Consider the following 17619-nt stretch of genomic DNA (forward strand, 5'->3'; position numbering starts at 1 on the left):
TTCTAGCATTTGCCCTATTTCACAATTTTTGACGCTTAGATAGAAAATTTAGGTCACACGCCTTTTAAGGAATAATTATGGCTGATATACGGATTACAGGCAGAATGGTTAATTTTACCCGATTAACCTTCGATACTAATGATCATGATGCCATCCGCCAGCAATTAACTTCAATGATGAGTGAAACCTCTTATCAAGGGGCTTTAGTCATTATTGATAGCACAGTTGAACAAGAGCTTATTGCCCTGATTCAACTCATTATCAGTCTAGATTTACAGCCTATGGCTGTGATTGATGGTTTATTGGGTGATCAAGCACGTGCAATTCAATTTCCAGTCTTGCCTGCCGATCGTCCATTGCAACGGATTAAACCGACGAAAGAGCAAGTGGTTGAAACACCAGTAAAAGCTCCAACTGTGGCGACCCCAAATGCAAGCGTTGATACACCTAAAACATTGAGTCATATAACCTCATACCATGATGAAATTTTAAGAACTGGTCAATGCCTAGTTCAAGATCATGGGGACATCATACTGAATGCTGGTATTAACAGTGGTTCGGAAGTGATTGCTTCAGGAAATATACATATCTATGGCAGTGTTCGTGGTAGAGTCATTGCAGGCGCAGGTGGTAACACCATTGCAAGAATTTTTTGTCATTCACTAGAAGCCGAATTGGTTTCTATTGCAGGAACATATTGTGTGGCAGATGACATTCCTCAAGATGTCATTAAAAAGGCTGTACATATTTACTTGAATGACCAGCAAGAGCTAGTGTTTGAAGCTTTGCAATTTTAAGGTATAAATTAACACCATATAAAACTCGTTTAATCGGGTAAAATGACCATAACAGGAGTGGATTCGGTGGCCAAAATTGTTGTCGTTACATCAGGCAAAGGTGGCGTAGGTAAAACTACGACGAGTGCATCTTTTGCAACAGGATTAGCCCTACGTGGTCATAAAACTGTTGTGATTGATTTCGATGTGGGTTTGCGTAATTTAGATTTGATCATGGGCTGTGAACGCCGCGTGGTGTATGATTTTGTTAATGTCATCAATAACGAAGCACGCTTACAACAAGCATTGATTCGTGATAAAGATATTGAAAATCTATATATTTTACCTGCATCACAAACCCGTGATAAAGATGCGTTGAGCGATGATGGTGTTGCTCGTGTAATCGATGAGCTTTCGCAAGAGTTCGATTATATTATTTGTGACTCACCTGCGGGGATTGAGCGTGGCGCGATTTTAGCCATGTATCATGCAGATGAAGCAATTATTGTAACAAACCCAGAAATCTCTTCTGTTCGAGATTCAGACCGTATTATCGGTATGCTCGACAGTAAGACGAAAAAAGTAGAAAACAACGAAGGGCGTGTTCGTAAGCATTTATGTATTACGCGTTTTAACCCTGAGCGTGCCGATAAACAAGAAATGTTGACCATTGATGATATCTCAAAAGATATCTTACGTGTACCAACTTTAGGCGTCATTCCAGAGTGCCCTAGCGTGCTTCAGGCATCGAATGAAGGTAAACCTGTCATTCTTTACCAAGAAGCATCTGCTGGGCAAGCATATGATGATTTAGTTGCGCGTTTCTTGGGTGAGGAACGTCCTTATCGACATATTACAGTGAAACCTAAGGGTTGGTTAGCACGGTTATTTGGAGCGTAGAAATGGCAGGATTTTGGAGTAAACTTTTTAGCAATGATGACAAACCATCTAGCGCCCAAACTGCTAAAGACCGCTTAAAAGTTATTGTTGCTTCTGAAAACGGTTTGGGCAAACGTTTAAGCCAAGACAAGATTGACCAAATGAAGAAAGAAATCATGCAAGTGGTTAATCGTTATGTCCGTGGTGTGGATGAACAGCATATTCAAATGCAAGTTCGTTCTGAAGCCAACATTGAAATGTTGGAAATGAATATCAATTTACCTGAAGAACGATAATTTCATTATTGATTAGTCAAGTGAATTGATTCAGGGCAAAATATAGGGCAGAGTCAAAAAGCATTGCTTTTACTCATGCAATATATTTTGCCCTTTTTATTTTAGATTTTTTTCAGCTAAATATTGTATTTATCCTTATTAAACAAAAGCTCAATAAGGTTTATATAATGCTGCAAATCAATCATTTGATTTAGAATTATTTTATTTTGAGGAGATGCTGTTATGGCACTTTCACAGCCAGCAACGTTCAATGAAGAATGGTCAGACGAGCGTGTATTTGCCTATTTAGATCAACTTCCTCCTGAAGGTACTAATACAGATTTTCATGTACTTTATCACGCATTTAAACATATGCGCCCGTTTGACTATGAACGTTTGTTGACCAAATTTGTTGCTGATGGTCGAGACATCAATGCAACTAATCCTGAAGGTCAACGTATTCATGATGTGATCGCAGAATATCCGCGTCAAAAAGAAGGTTTCTTAGACGTATTGGCAAAGTTTGCTTAACAACTAAATACGCGAATAACACGATACAACTCAATATTGTTAATCAATAAATGCCTGATGAATTTCATTGGGCATTTTTATTTTATATAGCCCTCTTTTTCTCAATGTATATCTCAAAATTCTCAAACGTATCCTCATCACTATTGAATACAATGATTTAAATACTTATACACATCAACATGAATAAATAAACTTTTATAGAGCCACACTATTTCATTCAGTCTTTAACCATATTTTAATTTCACCCAATCTTGATTTACTTCAAATAGCAGTATGCTTACTTTTATAATTATTATTCAATATCCCCCCTATTTACCAGCTCAAGTGTACATCTTGTTGGTTGATATCATTTAAAGCTAGCAATCTCAAACCCTACAATTGCTTATCTTCTGCCATAAAAAAACCCAGCTTACACTGGGTTCTTCGAATCAAATCAGTGCTTAGTGAGCAGCGAATTGGTTCATTGTGTTTTTAGCATCGTCATGCGCTTTAAGTGCATTGTCACCAGAGAAGATTTCTTTGTGATCATCACCGATGTCAGAACCCGCCATTGCTTGGTGTTTAACACAAGCGATACCACCACGGATTTCTTTACGTTGTACGCCAGCAACATAAGCCAACATACCTTCAGTACCGAAGTAACCTTGTGCAAGCTCATGAGTAGAAAGCGCAGCAGTATGGTAAGTCGGAAGTGTAATCAAGTGATGGAATACACCAGCTTCACGAGAAGCATCTGCTTGGAATGTACGGATTTTCGAGTCAGCATCAGCAGCCAATTCAGAAGCATCGTACTCAGCGCTCATTAATTTAGCACGGTCATAAGCAGAAACGTCTTTACCTTCAGCAACCCAACGATCGTAAGCTTGTTGACGGAAGTTTAAAGTCCAGTTGAATGATGGGCTGTTGTTATAAACAAGCTTCGCATTTGGAACTGTTTCACGTACACGGTTAACCATGTGTGCAATTTCTTCAACGTTTGGAGTCGCAGTTTCGATCCAAAGAAGATCTGCACCGTTTTGTAAGCTAGACACACAGTCAAGTACAACACGGTCAATTTGAGTACCTTCACGGAACTGATATAAGCCAGAAGCTAAACGCTTAGGACGGTGTAATTTACCATCACGTTTAATCAAGATTTCATCTTCTTGAGCATCAGCAATGTCAATTTCAGTTGTGTCTAAGTAGCTGATATATTGAGAAGCAATATCACCTGGCTCTTTAACCACTGGGATTTTTTGAGTCAAGTCAGCGCCTTCAGAGTCAGTACGCGCAACGATGATACCGTCATCAAGACCCATTTCTAAGAATGCATAACGTAATGCATGGATTTTAGAGATAAAGTCTTCATGTGGAACAGTTACTTTACCAGCTTGGTGACCACATTGTTTAGCATCAGATACTTGGTTTTCGATTTGTAGTGCACAAGCACCAGCTTCAATCATCTTACGTGCAAGTAAATAAGTCGCTTCTTCGTTACCGAAACCAGCATCGATGTCCGCAATAATTGGCACAACGTGAGTTTGGAAACCGTCGATTTGAGCAGTGATTTCAGCAGCTTTAGCAGTATCACCAGCTTCGTTTGCTTTTTTAAGTGCACGGAATAAATCGTTAAGTTCTTTCGCATCAGCTTGACGTAAGAATGTATAGATTTCAGCGATTAAAGCAGGTACAGAAGTTTTTTCGTGCATAGATTGGTCAGGAAGTGGACCGAATTCTGAACGAAGAGCAGCAACCATCCAACCAGAAAGGTAGATATAACGTTTGCTTGTAGTACCGAAATATTTTTTATTCGCAATCATTTTTTGTTGTGCAATGAAACCATGCCAGCAACCTAAAGATTGAGTGTATTTGCTAGAGTCAGCATCATATTCAGCCATATCACGACGCATGATCGCAGCTGTATATTTAGCGATATCTAAACCAGTTTTGAATTGGTTTTGCATTTGCATACGCGCAGCATCTTCTGGGCTAATATCGCGCCATGTGCTTCCGAATTTTGCTTTTAATTCACGGATTGCATCAATCGCTGTTTGGTATGTAGTCATGATATGTTCCTGTAATAATATTAGGATTTCATCAATCGAAGAGCTAAATCCACTCGGTATTTGTTTGTACAGATTTAGAACACTTCGTTGTTATGGTCTTAGCTTAGATTGACTCCTCAAATTAATCCAATATTCTGAGTTAATTTTCAGTATTTATTTAAAAAATATGTAGATCAAAGTCGTATTATAATTATATAAGAAATCTCTAAACCTTTAATTTATAAAATCTTATACAAAACCCACTCATCTATTTTTTGCTTAAATAGCAGACAATTAACTGATTTTATCACTATTAGACTTAAGTCTGAGCTTGTAACAAAAAAAACAGGACTGGATTTTTTTGATATAAAAATACCCTGAATGATCAATAATTACACAAAGTATCATCGCCGAATTCATCCATTGAGAAACAATGCTGTTGCTCAAAAATCTGCTGGTCTTGAGGTATAATGAGGAGATTAGGATTTATTCAAGCATGCATCTCAATTTAAAACCAAGACAATAAATCTTGATCCTTCTATAACAATAAATCGCCTGCTGTTTTTTTATCTACTTTTTACACAAAAGCATTTCCTTATGGCATAATCCCCTGTGATTTCTAAATTTTATTTTCGGTATTTTTTTTATGAATCTGGAGCGGGTCGATCTCAACCTCTTAATTTACCTTGACGTTCTTTTACGTGAAAAAAATGTGACTCGTGCTGCTGAACAGCTTGGTGTTACCCAACCCGCAATGAGTAATATTTTACGTCGTCTTCGTAATTTATTTAATGACCCTCTTTTAATTCGTTCTTCTGAAGGTATGACACCAACAGAACGTGCTTTAGAATTACAACCCCGCATCCGTGACGCACTGTCTGATTTATCGATGATTTTGGAACCTCGTACTGAGTTCCGACCTTATACTTCAAACCGTGTATTCCGTATTATGACCTCTGATTATGCCGAAGCGACACTTGTTCCTCGTCTAGTCAAAGCGTTGCGCTCAGAAGCACCGAATGTTGTACTCGACTTTTTAACACCAAGTGACGTGTCATATCGTGACATGGAACAAGGTAAAGTTGATTTAGCCATCAACCGTTTTAATGAAATCCCACAAAGTTTTCACCAAGTTTTAGTATGGCGTGACAGTTTCTCTTGCTTACTCAATAACAAACATCCCGCTTCGAGTAATTTAAATCTTAAAAGTTATTTAGATGCACAACATATCTGGGTATCAAAAACAGGTATGGGGGTCGGTTTTGGTGTGAATCCTGAGAAACAAGCAGGATTGGGTTGGATTGATCAAGCTTTAGAGCGAATTGGTCAAAAGCGTAAAATTTCAGTCTTTACCCGTCATTATCAAATGCCAGCATTGTTGGCTTCAAATGTTGATTTGATTGCGACGTTACCAACCCGTATCGCACGTTTGCAGGCCAAAAGCCAAAATTTACTCATTAAAGATCCGCCTTTTTACATTCCTGAGTTTGAATTAAAAATGGCATGGTGCCCATTACTTCATCATCATCCTGCACATCGTTGGTTACGCCAATTGATTCTTTATGTTGCACGTCAAATGATTGAAGAAGAAAATCGTGAATTTATGCAAAATAATTCGCATTTTTCTCAATATTAATAGGAATTTTCTTAAATTCTTATCATTTCAAGCTTATACTAATTCCAGATCGGTAGTGTGTTACTCACTACCACCCCCTTTTATGTGTTAAAAATATCTCATAATAATGATGATCCATAGGTGGATTCGTGAGCCTGTTCCAGAATATCCTAATCATCGCTGTCCTCATCGCAGGAGCTGGTTTTTTATCTTTAACTGAAATCGCCCTTGCAGGTGCGCGTAAAGTTAAACTCAAAATTCTTGCCGAATCTGGCGATGAGCGAGCACAAAAAGTCCTAGACTTACAGCAAAACTCTGCCGATTTCTTTGCCGCATCCCAAATCGGTTTAAATGCTGTTGCTATTCTTGGCGGTATTTTAGGTGAAGGTGCCTTTCGCCCTTATTTTCTTGAATTTGTCTCGCGTTTCTATGTTGGAAATTGGACAGAAACCATTAGCTTTGTCCTCTCATTTACTTTAGTCACTTCACTGTTTATTCTTTTTGCCGATTTAATGCCAAAACGTATGGCAATGATTGCACCAGAAAAAATTGCGGTTTCAGTCATTAATCCCATCCAGATCTTTATCGTGGTCTGTAAACCCTTAGCATGGTTTATCAATGCGGTGGCTAATTTGTTGTTCCGCTTGTTTAAAGTCAATACAACACGTGAAGACAACATTACCTTTGATGATATTTCAGCGGTAATGGATGCTGGTGCTCAGGCAGGTGTTTTACAAAAGCAAGAACATCACTTTATTGAAAATGTATTTGAGCTTGAAGAACGTAATGTTCCATCCAGTATGACCCCACGTGAAAATGTGGTGTTTTTCACTTTAAAAGAGCCTGAAGAAAGTATCCGCCAAAAGCTGGCTGAATACCCTTATTCTAAGTTCTTGGTTTGTAACGAAACCATTGATCAAGTGATTGGCTATGTAGATGCCAAAGATATTTTGGTGCGTATTCTGAATAATCAAAAAATTAATCAGCTGCACGAATCAACTATTCGTACAGTATTAACCATTCCAGACTCATTGACCCTTTCTGAACTTCTTGACCGCTTCCGCTCAAGCAAAGAAAAATTTGCGGTGGTATTTAATGAATATGCGCTTGTGGTTGGTGTTATTACCCTGTCAGATATCATGATCACAGTGATGGGCGACTGGGTTACACCAATGGATGAAGAGCTACAAATCATTAAACGGGATAACAACTCATGGTTGATTGATGGGAGTACCCCAATTGAAGACATGAAGCATGCTTTAGCCATTGATGAGATGCCAGATGAAGAGAACTACGAAACACTGGCAGGCTTTATGATGTATCAGTTAAGAAAAATTCCTAAACCAGCTGACACAGTGATTTTTGGTGGTTATAAATTTGAAGTGGTCGATGTTGATCATTTTAAAATTGACCAGCTACTTGTCACACGATTACTTGAAAAAGCAGAACAATCAACATCAGAAGATTCTTCACAATAAGTTTCTTTAGCGTATTTAAAGCTTAGCAATTACCTTACTAAGCTTTTTTTATGAAAAGTGGTGCTTCAATATCGAGAGATTCACAAGGTCATTGATTAGATTATGGGCTTTTGATTTATAAATTTTAAAAATATGAAAATTAACATGAACACAATTTATAAAATCAAAAAAAATAATAAATTTAAAAATCAATAATTTAAATTTTATAACCATTTTGGTGCAAAAATAATATTCATTTTTAAATATCTGTTTTGAATACTCTATTTATTTAAAAAATAGTACTGAATTCAGTATTTCTACAAGGATATTTTAATTTAATCAAATAACTATTAGCATGCTTCTGCTTAAAAAACTAAAAGACTTCTGTTAAAAAAGTCTCATTCAAGGATCGAACTATGCTAACCGTATTAGGTTTGGGCATGATTTTGTGCTTTATGTACTTAATCATGTCTAGACGAATGACTGCACTTGCAGCACTCACACTTATTCCAATTTTATTTGCATTAATCGCTTACGGTCTTAGCTTCTATTTCGATAGCCTTGGGCATTTAGAAATCAAACAGCTCGGTGAAATGATGCTTGATGGTGTGAAAAAACTTGCACCAACAGGCGTAATGCTACTTTTTGCAATTCTCTATTTTGCCATCATGATTGACACGGGATTGTTTGATCCTTCTGTAAAATTTATCTTAAAGCTGGTCAAAGGTGATCCACTTAAAGTCGTAATTGGTACCATTACTCTGACACTCATCGTCTCTCTTGATGGTGATGGTTCAACCACCTACATGATTTGTGTGGCAGCGATGCTCCCACTCTATAAAAAATTAGGTATGAGTCCGTTGATCATGGCATGTTTAATGATGCTGGCAAGCGGAATCATGAACCTTACCCCGTGGGGTGGACCAACGGCACGTGCTGCAAGTGCGCTGCATGTAGAGGCAAGTGAAATCTTTGTGCCTATGGTTTTACCAATGCTGGCTGCTATTCTTTGGCTCTACTTTGTCGGTTTTATGTATGGCCGTATGGAACGTAAACGCTTAGGTATTATTGAACTTGATGTTAGTCATGGTGATGACATTCAAATTTCAAGTAACCCAGAAGCGAATCGTGCACATTTAAGATGGTTCAATGGTTTATTAACCGTTGTACTGATGATCTGTTTGGTGAAAGGTGTGTTGCCTTTACCGATCTTATTTATGATAGCGCTTTGTATAGCATTGGTGGTGAACTATAAAGACGTCGATATGCAAAAATCTTTGGTTGCTCATCATGCAGGTAGTGCCTTAAACGTTGTAGGTATTATTTTTGCTGCAGGGATTTTTACTGGGATTCTTTCAGGGACAGGCATGGTTGATGCGATGTCTAAAGAATTGGTGGCGATTATTCCACAAAGTATGGGGCCTTTCTTAGCACCAATTACTGCTGTGATTAGTATGCCTTTGACCTTCTTTATGTCGAATGATGCTTTCTATTATGGAGTGTTACCGATTCTTTCAGAAGCGGCAAGTCATTATGGTATTACACCTGTAGAAATGGCGCGTGCTTCAATTGTCGGCCAACCTGTACACTTACTCTCACCATTAGTTCCTTCTACCTATTTATTATGTGGATTGGCTGGTATCGAATTTGGACAGCATCAAAAGTTCACCATTAAATGGGCTATTCTGACCTGTTTAGTGATGCTGGTTGCAGCCATGTTGCTCGGTGTATTCCCACTCTATTCAACTCTACACTAATAGACAAAAGCCGATATTTATATCGGCTTTTTTTCATTTTAAATAGATTTTTTCATCATCATCTATTTAAAAGATGAGTTATTTAGAATCAAATCCAATTAAGGATGAATCAAGACATCGAGCAATGCTTGATAATGAATTGAAATGTCATCTTCTAAAATTTTATAGGCACTATCGAACTGCACCATTGGCCAGCCTTCTTTCCAGAAAGGGAAAATATTATGCAGGTCACGCGTCACGGTGGCATCTTCACGAATAATCGCTTGAGCAACTTGCGATAGCACTTGAGCGGTTTCTGCACCATCAATGGCTAAATAATCGATACCTTTTGCTTTTAAAATACGGACACGATCTTTCTTATAACGAATTTTTTTAGCTTGTGCTTCATTTAAATTTAAAGCCAAAGTCACAGCTTCAACAAGTTTGTCTTCAAAGCTTTGATGTAAAGCAACCAGTGCCTGTTTATGTGCTTCTTGACGCCCTGCTTTTCCGCCATCACGAATGATTTTTTGTGCTTCAACATCCAGTTCATCCGATTTCATCGACTGAAGAATGTCTAAAATTTCAATATCACTTAATGAAGCAGAAGAATCTGTCATGGGAGTCCTAAAACAAAAATAAATAGAAACTCTATTTTCGCACAATTTTAAAATTAAGTCAGAGATAATGTTAATCTGCTGCGATGTATCTCGACCTGATCAAATAACAATAAAGGATGATATTTTAATGTCTGTTTTAGCCCTACTCGCCTGTACCAGTTTTTATTCTGCCTTGTATCTTATCTATTTTTATTTTGCTCAACAACCACGACCTCTTTTCCTTATATTGGCAGTGACTTTACTCATATTTGCTTACCTAATTACTCCAGCGTCTTATCAAAAGGGACGACAACCATTTAACCGCACCTTGAATCATGAAAATTGGCTGACTTTGCCGCTTTACACATGCTGGCAATTGTTTATCTTACCTATACGCTTGTTGCTGTCCAAATTTTTTGATTAAGACCATTCGATAAAATGTTATCAATAAGTATAGACTGACAATTTTTTGCTTTCTTAATTGAGATTTTTTTGCTATTGATTTGATATGCCAATAAAAAGTGAAACCGTATGAAAGCTGTTGCTTATAAAAAACCATTCGCAATTTCAGAAACCGATGTTTTTTCCGAAATCGAAATCGAACAGCCAGTTGCAACAGGTCATGACTTACTGATTGAGGTTAAAGCTATTTCAATCAATCCAGTCGATGTCAAAATGCGACAGCGTACTTCGCCTGACAATGATACTTGGAAAATTTTGGGTCATGATGCGGTTGGGATCGTGAAAGCAATCGGAGAAAAAGTTCAGAATTTTAAAGTGGGTGATGAAGTTTTTTATGCAGGTTCAAACCAAAGACAAGGCTCTTATGCTGAATACCAATTGGTCGATGAACGTATCGTTGGACTAAAACCTAAATCATTAAGTGATGCTGAAGCCGCAGCCTTGCCTTTAACGTCACTCACAGCATATGAAATGTTATTTGACCGTTTAAAAATCCAAGACACCAAAGTTGAAAAACCTGTGATTTTAGTCATTGGCGCTGCAGGTGGTGTAGGGTCTATTACGGTTCAATTGTTAAAAGTACTGACTGGATTTACTGTTATTGCCACAGCCTCCCGCCCAGAATCTAAAGCATGGCTGACTGAAATTGGGGCTGATCATATTGTGGATCATAGCCAACCTTTAGAACAGCAAGTCCTAGACTTAAATATTGGGCTGCCCAACTATATTTTTTCAATTAATGGTACAGGGCGATATACACAAGCCATTGCCAATTTGATTGCGCCTCAAGGTCATTTTGGTTTAATTGATGATCCTGAAAACTTTATCATCAACCCGTTTAAAGTTAAGTCTGTTTCTGTTCATTGGGAATCGATGTTTACCCGCTCTACATTCCAAACCAAAGATCTCAGCCGACAAGGTGATATTTTAAATAAAGTTTCAAAATTAGTTGATGACCAAAGAATCAAAACCACTTTGGGACAAAACCTCGGTCAAATCAATGTTGAGCATATAACCCAAGCTCATACACTGATTGAGTCAGGTAAAAGCATTGGTAAGATCGTACTAGCAGGCTTTTAACCACTTGTTTTTAATGGCGACTTCACCTATATGAGTTAGATTGAAGTCGCACTACACATTCATAAACAATGGAAAAAGTTTAAAGCTTTTTATAACAATGTGATCTTAAATCACTTCCACCACAACTTTACCAATATGCTCACCTGTGTCCATACATGCATGTGCAGCTTGGATCTGATCAAACTTAAATGTTTTATAAATCATGGGTAAACATTCACCTTTTGCCCACAATGGAACGACATGTTCCATCAAACCTTTGGCAATTTCAGCTTTTTCAGCAGTTGTACGCGCACGCATGGTTGAGCCGGTAATAGTGAGGCGTTTCATCATAATCTGCCCTAATTTTACTTCTTTGGCCTTTGCACCACCCAAAAATGCAATATAGACCAAACGCCCATCTCTACGGAGTAGGTTTAGATTTTGATCTAGATAAGGCGCCCCAACCATGTCAAGAATAATATCGACACCCTCATTTTGGGTCTTTTCATGAATGACCTGTTCAAAGTCTTGAGTTTTATAATTAATCGCATCAGTCAAATGACGAATGGCTTGAATCTTCTCATCAGAACCTACAGTTGCAAAGCTTTTCAAACCAAGTGATTGCGCTAACATTAACGCGGTTGTACCAATACCACTTGTGCCACCATGTACCAATAGTGTTTCACCTGCTTTGGCATGTGCCATTTGGAAAACATTGGCCCATACGGTAAAGAAGGTTTCAGGTATAGCTGCAGCTTGAACAAAACTTACAGCTTCTGGAATATTAATGGTTTGAGATTCTGGCACGACACAATATTCTGCATAACCACCACCATTGGTCAGTCCACAAACCTTATCCCCGACAGTGAATAAAGTGACCTTTTCTCCTACTGCAATCACCTCTCCAGCAACTTCCAAACCAGGAACAGGTGTCACCCCTTTTGGCATAGGATATAAGCCTTGACGCTGTAAAATATCGGGCCGATTAATCCCAAATGCATGGACTTTAACCAAAACTTCATCTGCTTTGGGTTGAGGAATTTCTACCGTTTCATAAGCCAGTTTTTCTATACCACCGGGTTCTGTAATAATGACCTGTTGCATGTTATTTGTAGACATACTTTCTTTCCTATTCCATTCATTACTTTTCATGTTTTCTGTATTTGAACATAAACCAGTGCATGTGCAAATATTTCGCCACCAATGTCTACAAAATAGAGTGAGTATCCTTACAAAAATATAGTTTTCAATTGTTTATACAAATTGCACCAAACGGATAAAGACGTAAGAACAAATATCAAAAAACCAACTATTTGTTAATTACACATAACCATGCACTCGCTTATGGTTTAAAAATAGGTTATCGCCTTTAACTCATTATATTTTTTGCAAGTAAGCATTTAATTTTTAAAGATTTACATGCTTTTTTATTGCTATTTTTAAGCATCAAAGACCCTTTTGATCATTTTTTGTTTGCTAATCTAATTTTACCCTGATAATATTCAAACACAAATTAGTTTTACCCTGATAAAAATATTCAAAGGTTTTAAAATGAATACTGAAAACACCTACACTGCCTTTGTTGGCAATGAGCGTTTAATCACTGATTCTTTGTTAAACGTAGCATTAACCATTAAGACTCAACAAAACACCTCCACACCTGTGTTGGTTTTTAATGATCAAACGGGCCAAGCCATTGATATTAATACCATCGGATCTACAGCAGATATTCAACAACGTTATGCTGAACCTGCAGCGGTTAAAAAAGTTGGTCGCCCTAAATTAGGTGTGATTTCTCGTGAAATCACTTTGCAGCAAAAGCATTGGGATTGGTTAGATCAACAAAGTTCTAGTGCGTCTGCTGTGATTCGAAAATTGATTGACCAAGAGTTAAATAACCCCGATTCAGCAAGTAATAAAATGCTGGCAAAACAGGCAACTGATCGTTTTATGTCAGCAATGTCAGGCAATATGCCCAATTATGAGGAAGCCACTCGTGCTTTATATCAAGGTAATCAAGCGCTGTTTTTAGCACTAATTCAAGACTATCCAAAAGATTTACGAGCGTATTTGACTTTAAAAACGCAACATGCTTTTTAACTATAATATTCGCAACTATATAAAAATTAAATGCGCTAAACCCTTGGGATTAGCGCATTTTTTATAATGATCGGCACACGATTGATCATTAAATTATTTTTGTTGTTCGGACTCATCACAAGCTTGTTTTAAACGTTGCATTGCCATCGGATCCATAGGTGCCGTCATCATTGCATGATAGTTTCGGCATTCTTTGGTCGGCTCCTGTATTTTCGGTTGGTTTGAGGCACAGGCTGTCAATACGCTTGCAATACCAATCAGGAAAAATGTTTTCATTACATGACCTACCATTAAATCTCAACTTGAATTAAAACTGAATTTTATTGCTTGTACTGTTGCAAGTCTGTTTTGATCGCATTCCATCAATGTTAATTCTTCTTATTTTAAAGCTTGCACAGCCGTACCATTCATTGAAGCTCTAAATAGATTTAGCTGAGCACTACAAAAAGTTCTAGTTGACTCTTGCTGAGGATAAAAATTTTAAAATCCCTTTATTTATAGCAAGATATATGCTCTAAGTCTTAAACAATGCAAAATTAAAAATGCTTTAATCTATATAATGTTGATTAGTATTATCTTGTATATATTAAATTTTTTGCATCAAAAAACCCACCGTATGGTGGGCTTCTCTCAATCAATCCAATCTGTTAAAGACGAACCAATTCCACAATTTTTTCAGCCAATTCTTCAACTGCTTCTTGAGCAAATGCTACATCAGCACCCTGTTCAACATCCGTCACCACCACAACACCAGTTTGACGAAGTAATACAACTTGATCGCTTGATAAACCTGCTTTTGCAATCGCAACAACACCTTGTTGAATCAATAAGCTTTCAAGAGATTGTGCATGTTTAAGTACTTGAGCAGATACAGCAACCACAGCCGGTTTTTGACCTAAACGTGCAGCACGAGCTTCAGCAGTGACAGGTTCATTGTGTGCAGTCCATTCAACCGCAGCTTCAACCATACCCGCACCAACAGTCACATTACTTAAACGGTCAATGAAGATAAAAGAACCTGTATAACGACTGTCATGATAACGGTCAAATACCACTGGTGCATCAAACTCAATCGTTACATCTGCAATCGCATTTAAATCAAGCTGTTCAACTTGCATTTTTTCCAATGTGTTGACATTGGTACGATAGTTAATCTTCACTACCTTAGCCGGAATGGTTTGTGTACCAAACTTCACATTATAAAGTTTACCTAGCACTAAGGGCTGATCGTTCATCCATACCACAGAAGCACGAGCAGAACGGGAAATCAGTGGTTGTTCACCCGCTTTAACCAGCACGTTACCACGCGAAATATCGATTTCATCATTTAACGTTAGCGTTACAGCCTGACCTGCAATAGCATGCGCTAAATTACCATCAAAAGTGACAATTTCTTTAACTGTTGACTTCTTACCAGACGGTAAAGCCACAATTTCATCACCAACTTTGATTTCACCTAAAGCAATCGTTCCGCAGAAACCACGGAAATCAAGGTTAGGACGGTTCACATATTGTACTGGAAAACGGAACTCATGTTTGCTTACATCATGTGTAATTTCAACAGTTTCCAATGTTTCCATCAAGGTTTTACCTTGATACCACGGCGTATTTTCGGATTTATTTACAACGTTATCGCCATTCAATGCAGAAATTGGGGAGAAGATGATATTAGCAGGTTTACGCTCACCCAATTGATTGACAAAATTATTGTACTCAACTTGAATTTCATTGAAACGCGCTTCAGAGAATTCAACCAAGTCCATTTTGTTAATCGCAACTACGATATTACGAATACCCAATAGACTCGCAATAAAGGTATGACGACGAGTTTGTGTTTGTACGCCATAACGAGCATCAATCAAGATGATTGCAAGATCTGCGGTAGATGCACCTGTGGCCATGTTACGGGTATATTGCTCATGCCCTGGTGTATCGGCAATGATAAATTTACGCTTTTCAGTGGAGAAATAACGATAAGCCACATCAATGGTAATACCTTGCTCACGCTCAGCTTGTAAACCATCGACAAGTAAGGCCAAGTCAGGTGCATCGCCTGTGGTGCCCACTTTTTTAGAATCACGGGTTACTGCTTGTAATTGATCTTCATAAATCAATTTTGAATCATAAAGTAAACGACCAATTAACGTTGATTTACCATCATCCACATTACCGCAAGTCAAAAAACGTAACAGGTCTTTATTTTCGTGCTGTTTTAAATATGCCAAGATATCTTGGCTAATTAATTCTGATTGATGAGACATTGCTCAAAGCTCCACAATATTTTGAAATCGGTTGCTATATCTTTAAATCCTCCTAAATCCTGCTTTGATAAAGGAGGACTTTCCTCCGTTTTTTTGCTGGAGTTCCCCCTCTTTTATAAAGAGGGGTTAGGGGGAGATTCATATAAAAAATACTTAGAAATAGCCTTCTTGCTTTTTCTTTTCCATCGAACCTGCTTCATCATGGTCAATCATACGACCTTGACGTTCAGAACTTGTGGCTAAAAGCATTTCTTGGATAATTTCAGGCAGTGTTGTTGCCGTTGATTCAACAGCACCTGTTAACGGGTAACAGCCCAAAGTACGGAAACGTACCGATTTCATTTGTGGAACTTCACCTTCTTTTAAACGCATACGTTCATCATCCACCATGATCAACGTACCACTACGCTCAACAACTGGACGTTCAGCTGCTAAATACAAAGGTACCAAAGGAATACTTTCTTGGTAGATATATTGCCAAATGTCTAACTCAGTCCAGTTTGACAATGGGAATACACGGATACTCTCGCCTTTATTGACTTTACCGTTATAAAGATTCCAAAGCTCTGGACGTTGGTTTTTAGGATCCCAACGATGTTTAGCATCACGGAAAGAATAAACACGTTCTTTTGCACGTGACTTTTCTTCATCACGGCGTGCACCACCAAATGCAGCATCAAACTGATATTTATCCAATGCCTGTTTTAAGCCTTGGGTTTTCATAATATCGGTATATTTTGAGCTACCATAATCAAATGGATTTACACCAGCATCTTTACCTTCTTTGTTTTGATGCACGATCAGATCAAAACCGTGTTCTTTTGCCATGTTGTCACGGAATTTAATCATGTCCTTAAACTTCCAGCCTGTATCGACATGCAACAGTGGGAAAGGAAGTTTAGCAGGATAAAATGCTTTTAAAGCAAGATGCAGCATGACAGCTGAGTCTTTCCCGATTGAGTAAAGCATCACTGGATTTTCAAACTCAGCAGCAACTTCACGGATGATATGAATACTCTCAGCTTCAAGCTGTTTTAGATGAGTAAGTCTTTCCTCAGATATAGGCATTGACAGCACCAGCTCACAAAAACGTGTACTTATTACACATATTAAAATTTATATTCATTATAGTGATTTACACCTCAACCCTTTTGCTTGTTTTTTTATATTCATATATAAAAACATCATAAGCAAGAACAAGAGATCGGCATGACCACATAAATTATTGCACTAGAACAGATTGATTTTGAGCAATGGCTTCCACTTTGGCGCGGCTATTTAACATTTTATAAATCACAACTCAGTGATGAACAAATAAGATTATCTTGGAAGCGAATCATAAATCCTGAACAAGCTGATATGTTTGGTTTTGCCATCAAAGTAAATGGTCAAGTGGTTGGCTTTGTACATTTGATTGCACATATGAGCATGTGGACAGATTTACCCTATTGTTATCTACAAGATTTATTTGTGGATGAAGCTTTTAGGAATCGAGGTTTAGCACGACAATTAATTGAGCATTGTTATCAGGTCTGCGCAACAAAGTTTGACCGTGTTTATTGGCTCACTCAAGAATCCAATATTAATGCCCAACACCTTTATGATCGTATTGCGAGTAAAACAGGATTTATCCAATATAAAAAAGCATTAGCATAACTAGGGTCTGTTGACAATTCGTCTACGTTTACGACTACGAGTGATTTTTAGATGATACAAGGCACGAAATATGAAATTTAGTCATTCTAAATAAATAGTTCGTAACGATGTAGCAGCAAAAAACACTCTAGTCCCGAAGGGTTGTGGCTAAAATTATCTCAGTCTGCGTTATGAAACTCGAAAATAGTC

The 17619-nt window shown here is 37.8% G+C and carries 17 protein-coding genes; 11 read left to right on the forward strand and 6 right to left on the reverse strand.

Going from position 1 to position 17619, the window contains the following annotated elements:
• The first annotated feature begins 77 nt into the window (after positions 1-77).
• From minC to F981_RS14495, 4 genes are all read left to right on the forward strand, one after another.
• Positions 78-797: a septum site-determining protein MinC gene (minC, locus tag F981_RS14480; RefSeq protein ID WP_004722759.1), complete on the forward strand. Its 720-nt coding sequence runs from the start codon at positions 78-80 to the stop codon at positions 795-797.
• 66 nt (positions 798-863) lie between these two features.
• Positions 864-1676: a septum site-determining protein MinD gene (gene minD / locus F981_RS14485; protein WP_004722761.1), complete on the forward strand. Its 813-nt coding sequence runs from the start codon at positions 864-866 to the stop codon at positions 1674-1676.
• Positions 1677-1678: 2 nt separating this feature from the next.
• Positions 1679-1951 carry a cell division topological specificity factor MinE gene (gene minE, locus F981_RS14490; RefSeq protein ID WP_004722763.1) on the forward strand — a complete coding sequence of 91 codons (273 nt, stop codon included), beginning with the start codon at positions 1679-1681 and terminating at the stop codon, positions 1949-1951.
• 222 nt (positions 1952-2173) lie between these two features.
• The gene (locus F981_RS14495) at positions 2174-2461 is read left to right on the forward strand and encodes a PA4642 family protein (protein ID WP_004722766.1); all 288 of its coding nucleotides are present in this window, start codon (positions 2174-2176) and stop codon (positions 2459-2461) included.
• A gap of 440 nt (positions 2462-2901) precedes the next feature.
• Here the strand turns inward: F981_RS14495 and F981_RS14500 are convergent, their stop codons facing one another.
• Positions 2902-4506: an isocitrate lyase gene (locus F981_RS14500; RefSeq protein WP_004722767.1), complete on the reverse strand. Its 1605-nt coding sequence runs from the start codon at positions 4504-4506 to the stop codon at positions 2902-2904.
• 625 nt (positions 4507-5131) lie between these two features.
• Between F981_RS14500 and F981_RS14505 the strand changes: the two genes are divergently transcribed.
• From F981_RS14505 to F981_RS14515, 3 genes are all read left to right on the forward strand, one after another.
• A complete protein-coding gene (locus tag F981_RS14505) occupies positions 5132-6121 on the forward strand; it encodes a LysR family transcriptional regulator (protein ID WP_004722769.1) in 990 nt (329 codons plus the stop codon).
• Positions 6122-6249: 128 nt separating this feature from the next.
• A complete protein-coding gene (locus tag F981_RS14510; RefSeq protein WP_004722771.1) occupies positions 6250-7578 on the forward strand; it encodes a polyamine export protein PaeA in 1329 nt (442 codons plus the stop codon).
• A 395-nt stretch (positions 7579-7973) separates the two neighbouring features.
• Positions 7974-9314: a CitMHS family transporter gene (locus F981_RS14515; protein ID WP_004722773.1), complete on the forward strand. Its 1341-nt coding sequence runs from the start codon at positions 7974-7976 to the stop codon at positions 9312-9314.
• 98 nt (positions 9315-9412) lie between these two features.
• Here F981_RS14515 and F981_RS14520 read toward each other — a convergent pair whose 3' ends face one another.
• Positions 9413-9913, reverse strand: coding sequence for a hypothetical protein (locus F981_RS14520; RefSeq protein ID WP_004722775.1), 501 nt, complete (start codon positions 9911-9913; stop codon positions 9413-9415).
• A gap of 127 nt (positions 9914-10040) precedes the next feature.
• Here F981_RS14520 and F981_RS23360 point away from each other — a divergent pair, with 127 nt between their 5' ends.
• Together F981_RS23360 and F981_RS14525 are read left to right on the forward strand one after the other, a co-directional pair.
• Positions 10041-10316, forward strand: coding sequence for a hypothetical protein (locus F981_RS23360; protein WP_004722778.1), 276 nt, complete (start codon positions 10041-10043; stop codon positions 10314-10316).
• A gap of 107 nt (positions 10317-10423) precedes the next feature.
• Positions 10424-11434 (forward strand): zinc-binding alcohol dehydrogenase family protein, encoded by a 1011-nt coding sequence (locus F981_RS14525; protein WP_004722780.1) that lies wholly within the window; start codon positions 10424-10426, stop codon positions 11432-11434.
• A 105-nt stretch (positions 11435-11539) separates the two neighbouring features.
• Here F981_RS14525 and F981_RS14530 read toward each other — a convergent pair whose 3' ends face one another.
• A complete protein-coding gene (locus F981_RS14530) occupies positions 11540-12532 on the reverse strand; it encodes an NAD(P)H-quinone oxidoreductase (protein WP_004722782.1) in 993 nt (330 codons plus the stop codon).
• A gap of 432 nt (positions 12533-12964) precedes the next feature.
• On the opposite strand from F981_RS14530, the gene F981_RS14535 reads away from it, so the two are divergent.
• The gene (locus F981_RS14535) at positions 12965-13513 is read left to right on the forward strand and encodes a DUF2239 family protein (RefSeq protein ID WP_004722784.1); all 549 of its coding nucleotides are present in this window, start codon (positions 12965-12967) and stop codon (positions 13511-13513) included.
• 93 nt (positions 13514-13606) lie between these two features.
• Here F981_RS14535 and F981_RS14540 read toward each other — a convergent pair whose 3' ends face one another.
• The 3 genes from F981_RS14540 to cysD form a co-directional block, all read right to left on the reverse strand.
• Positions 13607-13789, reverse strand: coding sequence for a hypothetical protein (locus F981_RS14540; protein WP_016539216.1), 183 nt, complete (start codon positions 13787-13789; stop codon positions 13607-13609).
• A gap of 371 nt (positions 13790-14160) precedes the next feature.
• Positions 14161-15774, reverse strand: a complete 1614-nt coding sequence (gene cysN, locus F981_RS14545; RefSeq protein ID WP_004722787.1) for a sulfate adenylyltransferase subunit CysN — start codon at positions 15772-15774, stop codon at positions 14161-14163.
• A gap of 153 nt (positions 15775-15927) precedes the next feature.
• Entirely contained in the window at positions 15928-16836 is a 909-nt protein-coding gene (cysD, locus tag F981_RS14550) for a sulfate adenylyltransferase subunit CysD (RefSeq protein WP_171066897.1), read from the reverse strand.
• Positions 16837-16995: 159 nt separating this feature from the next.
• On the opposite strand from cysD, the gene F981_RS14555 reads away from it, so the two are divergent.
• On the forward strand, positions 16996-17430 hold the full coding sequence (locus F981_RS14555; protein ID WP_035371677.1) for a GNAT family N-acetyltransferase: 435 nt from the start codon (positions 16996-16998) through the stop codon (positions 17428-17430).
• Positions 17431-17619 lie beyond the last annotated feature (189 nt).

This window comes from Acinetobacter guillouiae CIP 63.46, assembly GCF_000368145.1.
In the GTDB taxonomy this organism is placed as follows: Bacteria; Pseudomonadota; Gammaproteobacteria; order Pseudomonadales; family Moraxellaceae; genus Acinetobacter; species Acinetobacter guillouiae.

Excerpts from the sequence above, each read along its gene's own strand:
- minC (WP_004722759.1), top strand. The coding sequence starts at position 78 with ATGGCTGATATACGGATTACAGGCAGAATGGTTAATTTTACCCGATTA.
- minE (WP_004722763.1), top strand. The coding sequence starts at position 1,679 with ATGGCAGGATTTTGGAGTAAACTTTTTAGCAATGATGACAAACCATCT.
- F981_RS14495 (WP_004722766.1), top strand. The coding sequence starts at position 2,174 with ATGGCACTTTCACAGCCAGCAACGTTCAATGAAGAATGGTCAGACGAG.
- F981_RS14500 (WP_004722767.1), bottom strand. The coding sequence starts at position 4,506 with ATGACTACATACCAAACAGCGATTGATGCAATCCGTGAATTAAAAGCA.
- F981_RS14505 (WP_004722769.1), top strand. The coding sequence starts at position 5,132 with ATGAATCTGGAGCGGGTCGATCTCAACCTCTTAATTTACCTTGACGTT.
- F981_RS14515 (WP_004722773.1), top strand. The coding sequence starts at position 7,974 with ATGCTAACCGTATTAGGTTTGGGCATGATTTTGTGCTTTATGTACTTA.
- F981_RS14520 (WP_004722775.1), bottom strand. The coding sequence starts at position 9,913 with ATGACAGATTCTTCTGCTTCATTAAGTGATATTGAAATTTTAGACATT.
- F981_RS23360 (WP_004722778.1), top strand. The coding sequence starts at position 10,041 with ATGTCTGTTTTAGCCCTACTCGCCTGTACCAGTTTTTATTCTGCCTTG.
- F981_RS14525 (WP_004722780.1), top strand. The coding sequence starts at position 10,424 with ATGAAAGCTGTTGCTTATAAAAAACCATTCGCAATTTCAGAAACCGAT.
- F981_RS14530 (WP_004722782.1), bottom strand. The coding sequence starts at position 12,532 with ATGTCTACAAATAACATGCAACAGGTCATTATTACAGAACCCGGTGGT.
- F981_RS14535 (WP_004722784.1), top strand. The coding sequence starts at position 12,965 with ATGAATACTGAAAACACCTACACTGCCTTTGTTGGCAATGAGCGTTTA.
- F981_RS14540 (WP_016539216.1), bottom strand. The coding sequence starts at position 13,789 with ATGAAAACATTTTTCCTGATTGGTATTGCAAGCGTATTGACAGCCTGT.
- cysN (WP_004722787.1), bottom strand. The coding sequence starts at position 15,774 with ATGTCTCATCAATCAGAATTAATTAGCCAAGATATCTTGGCATATTTA.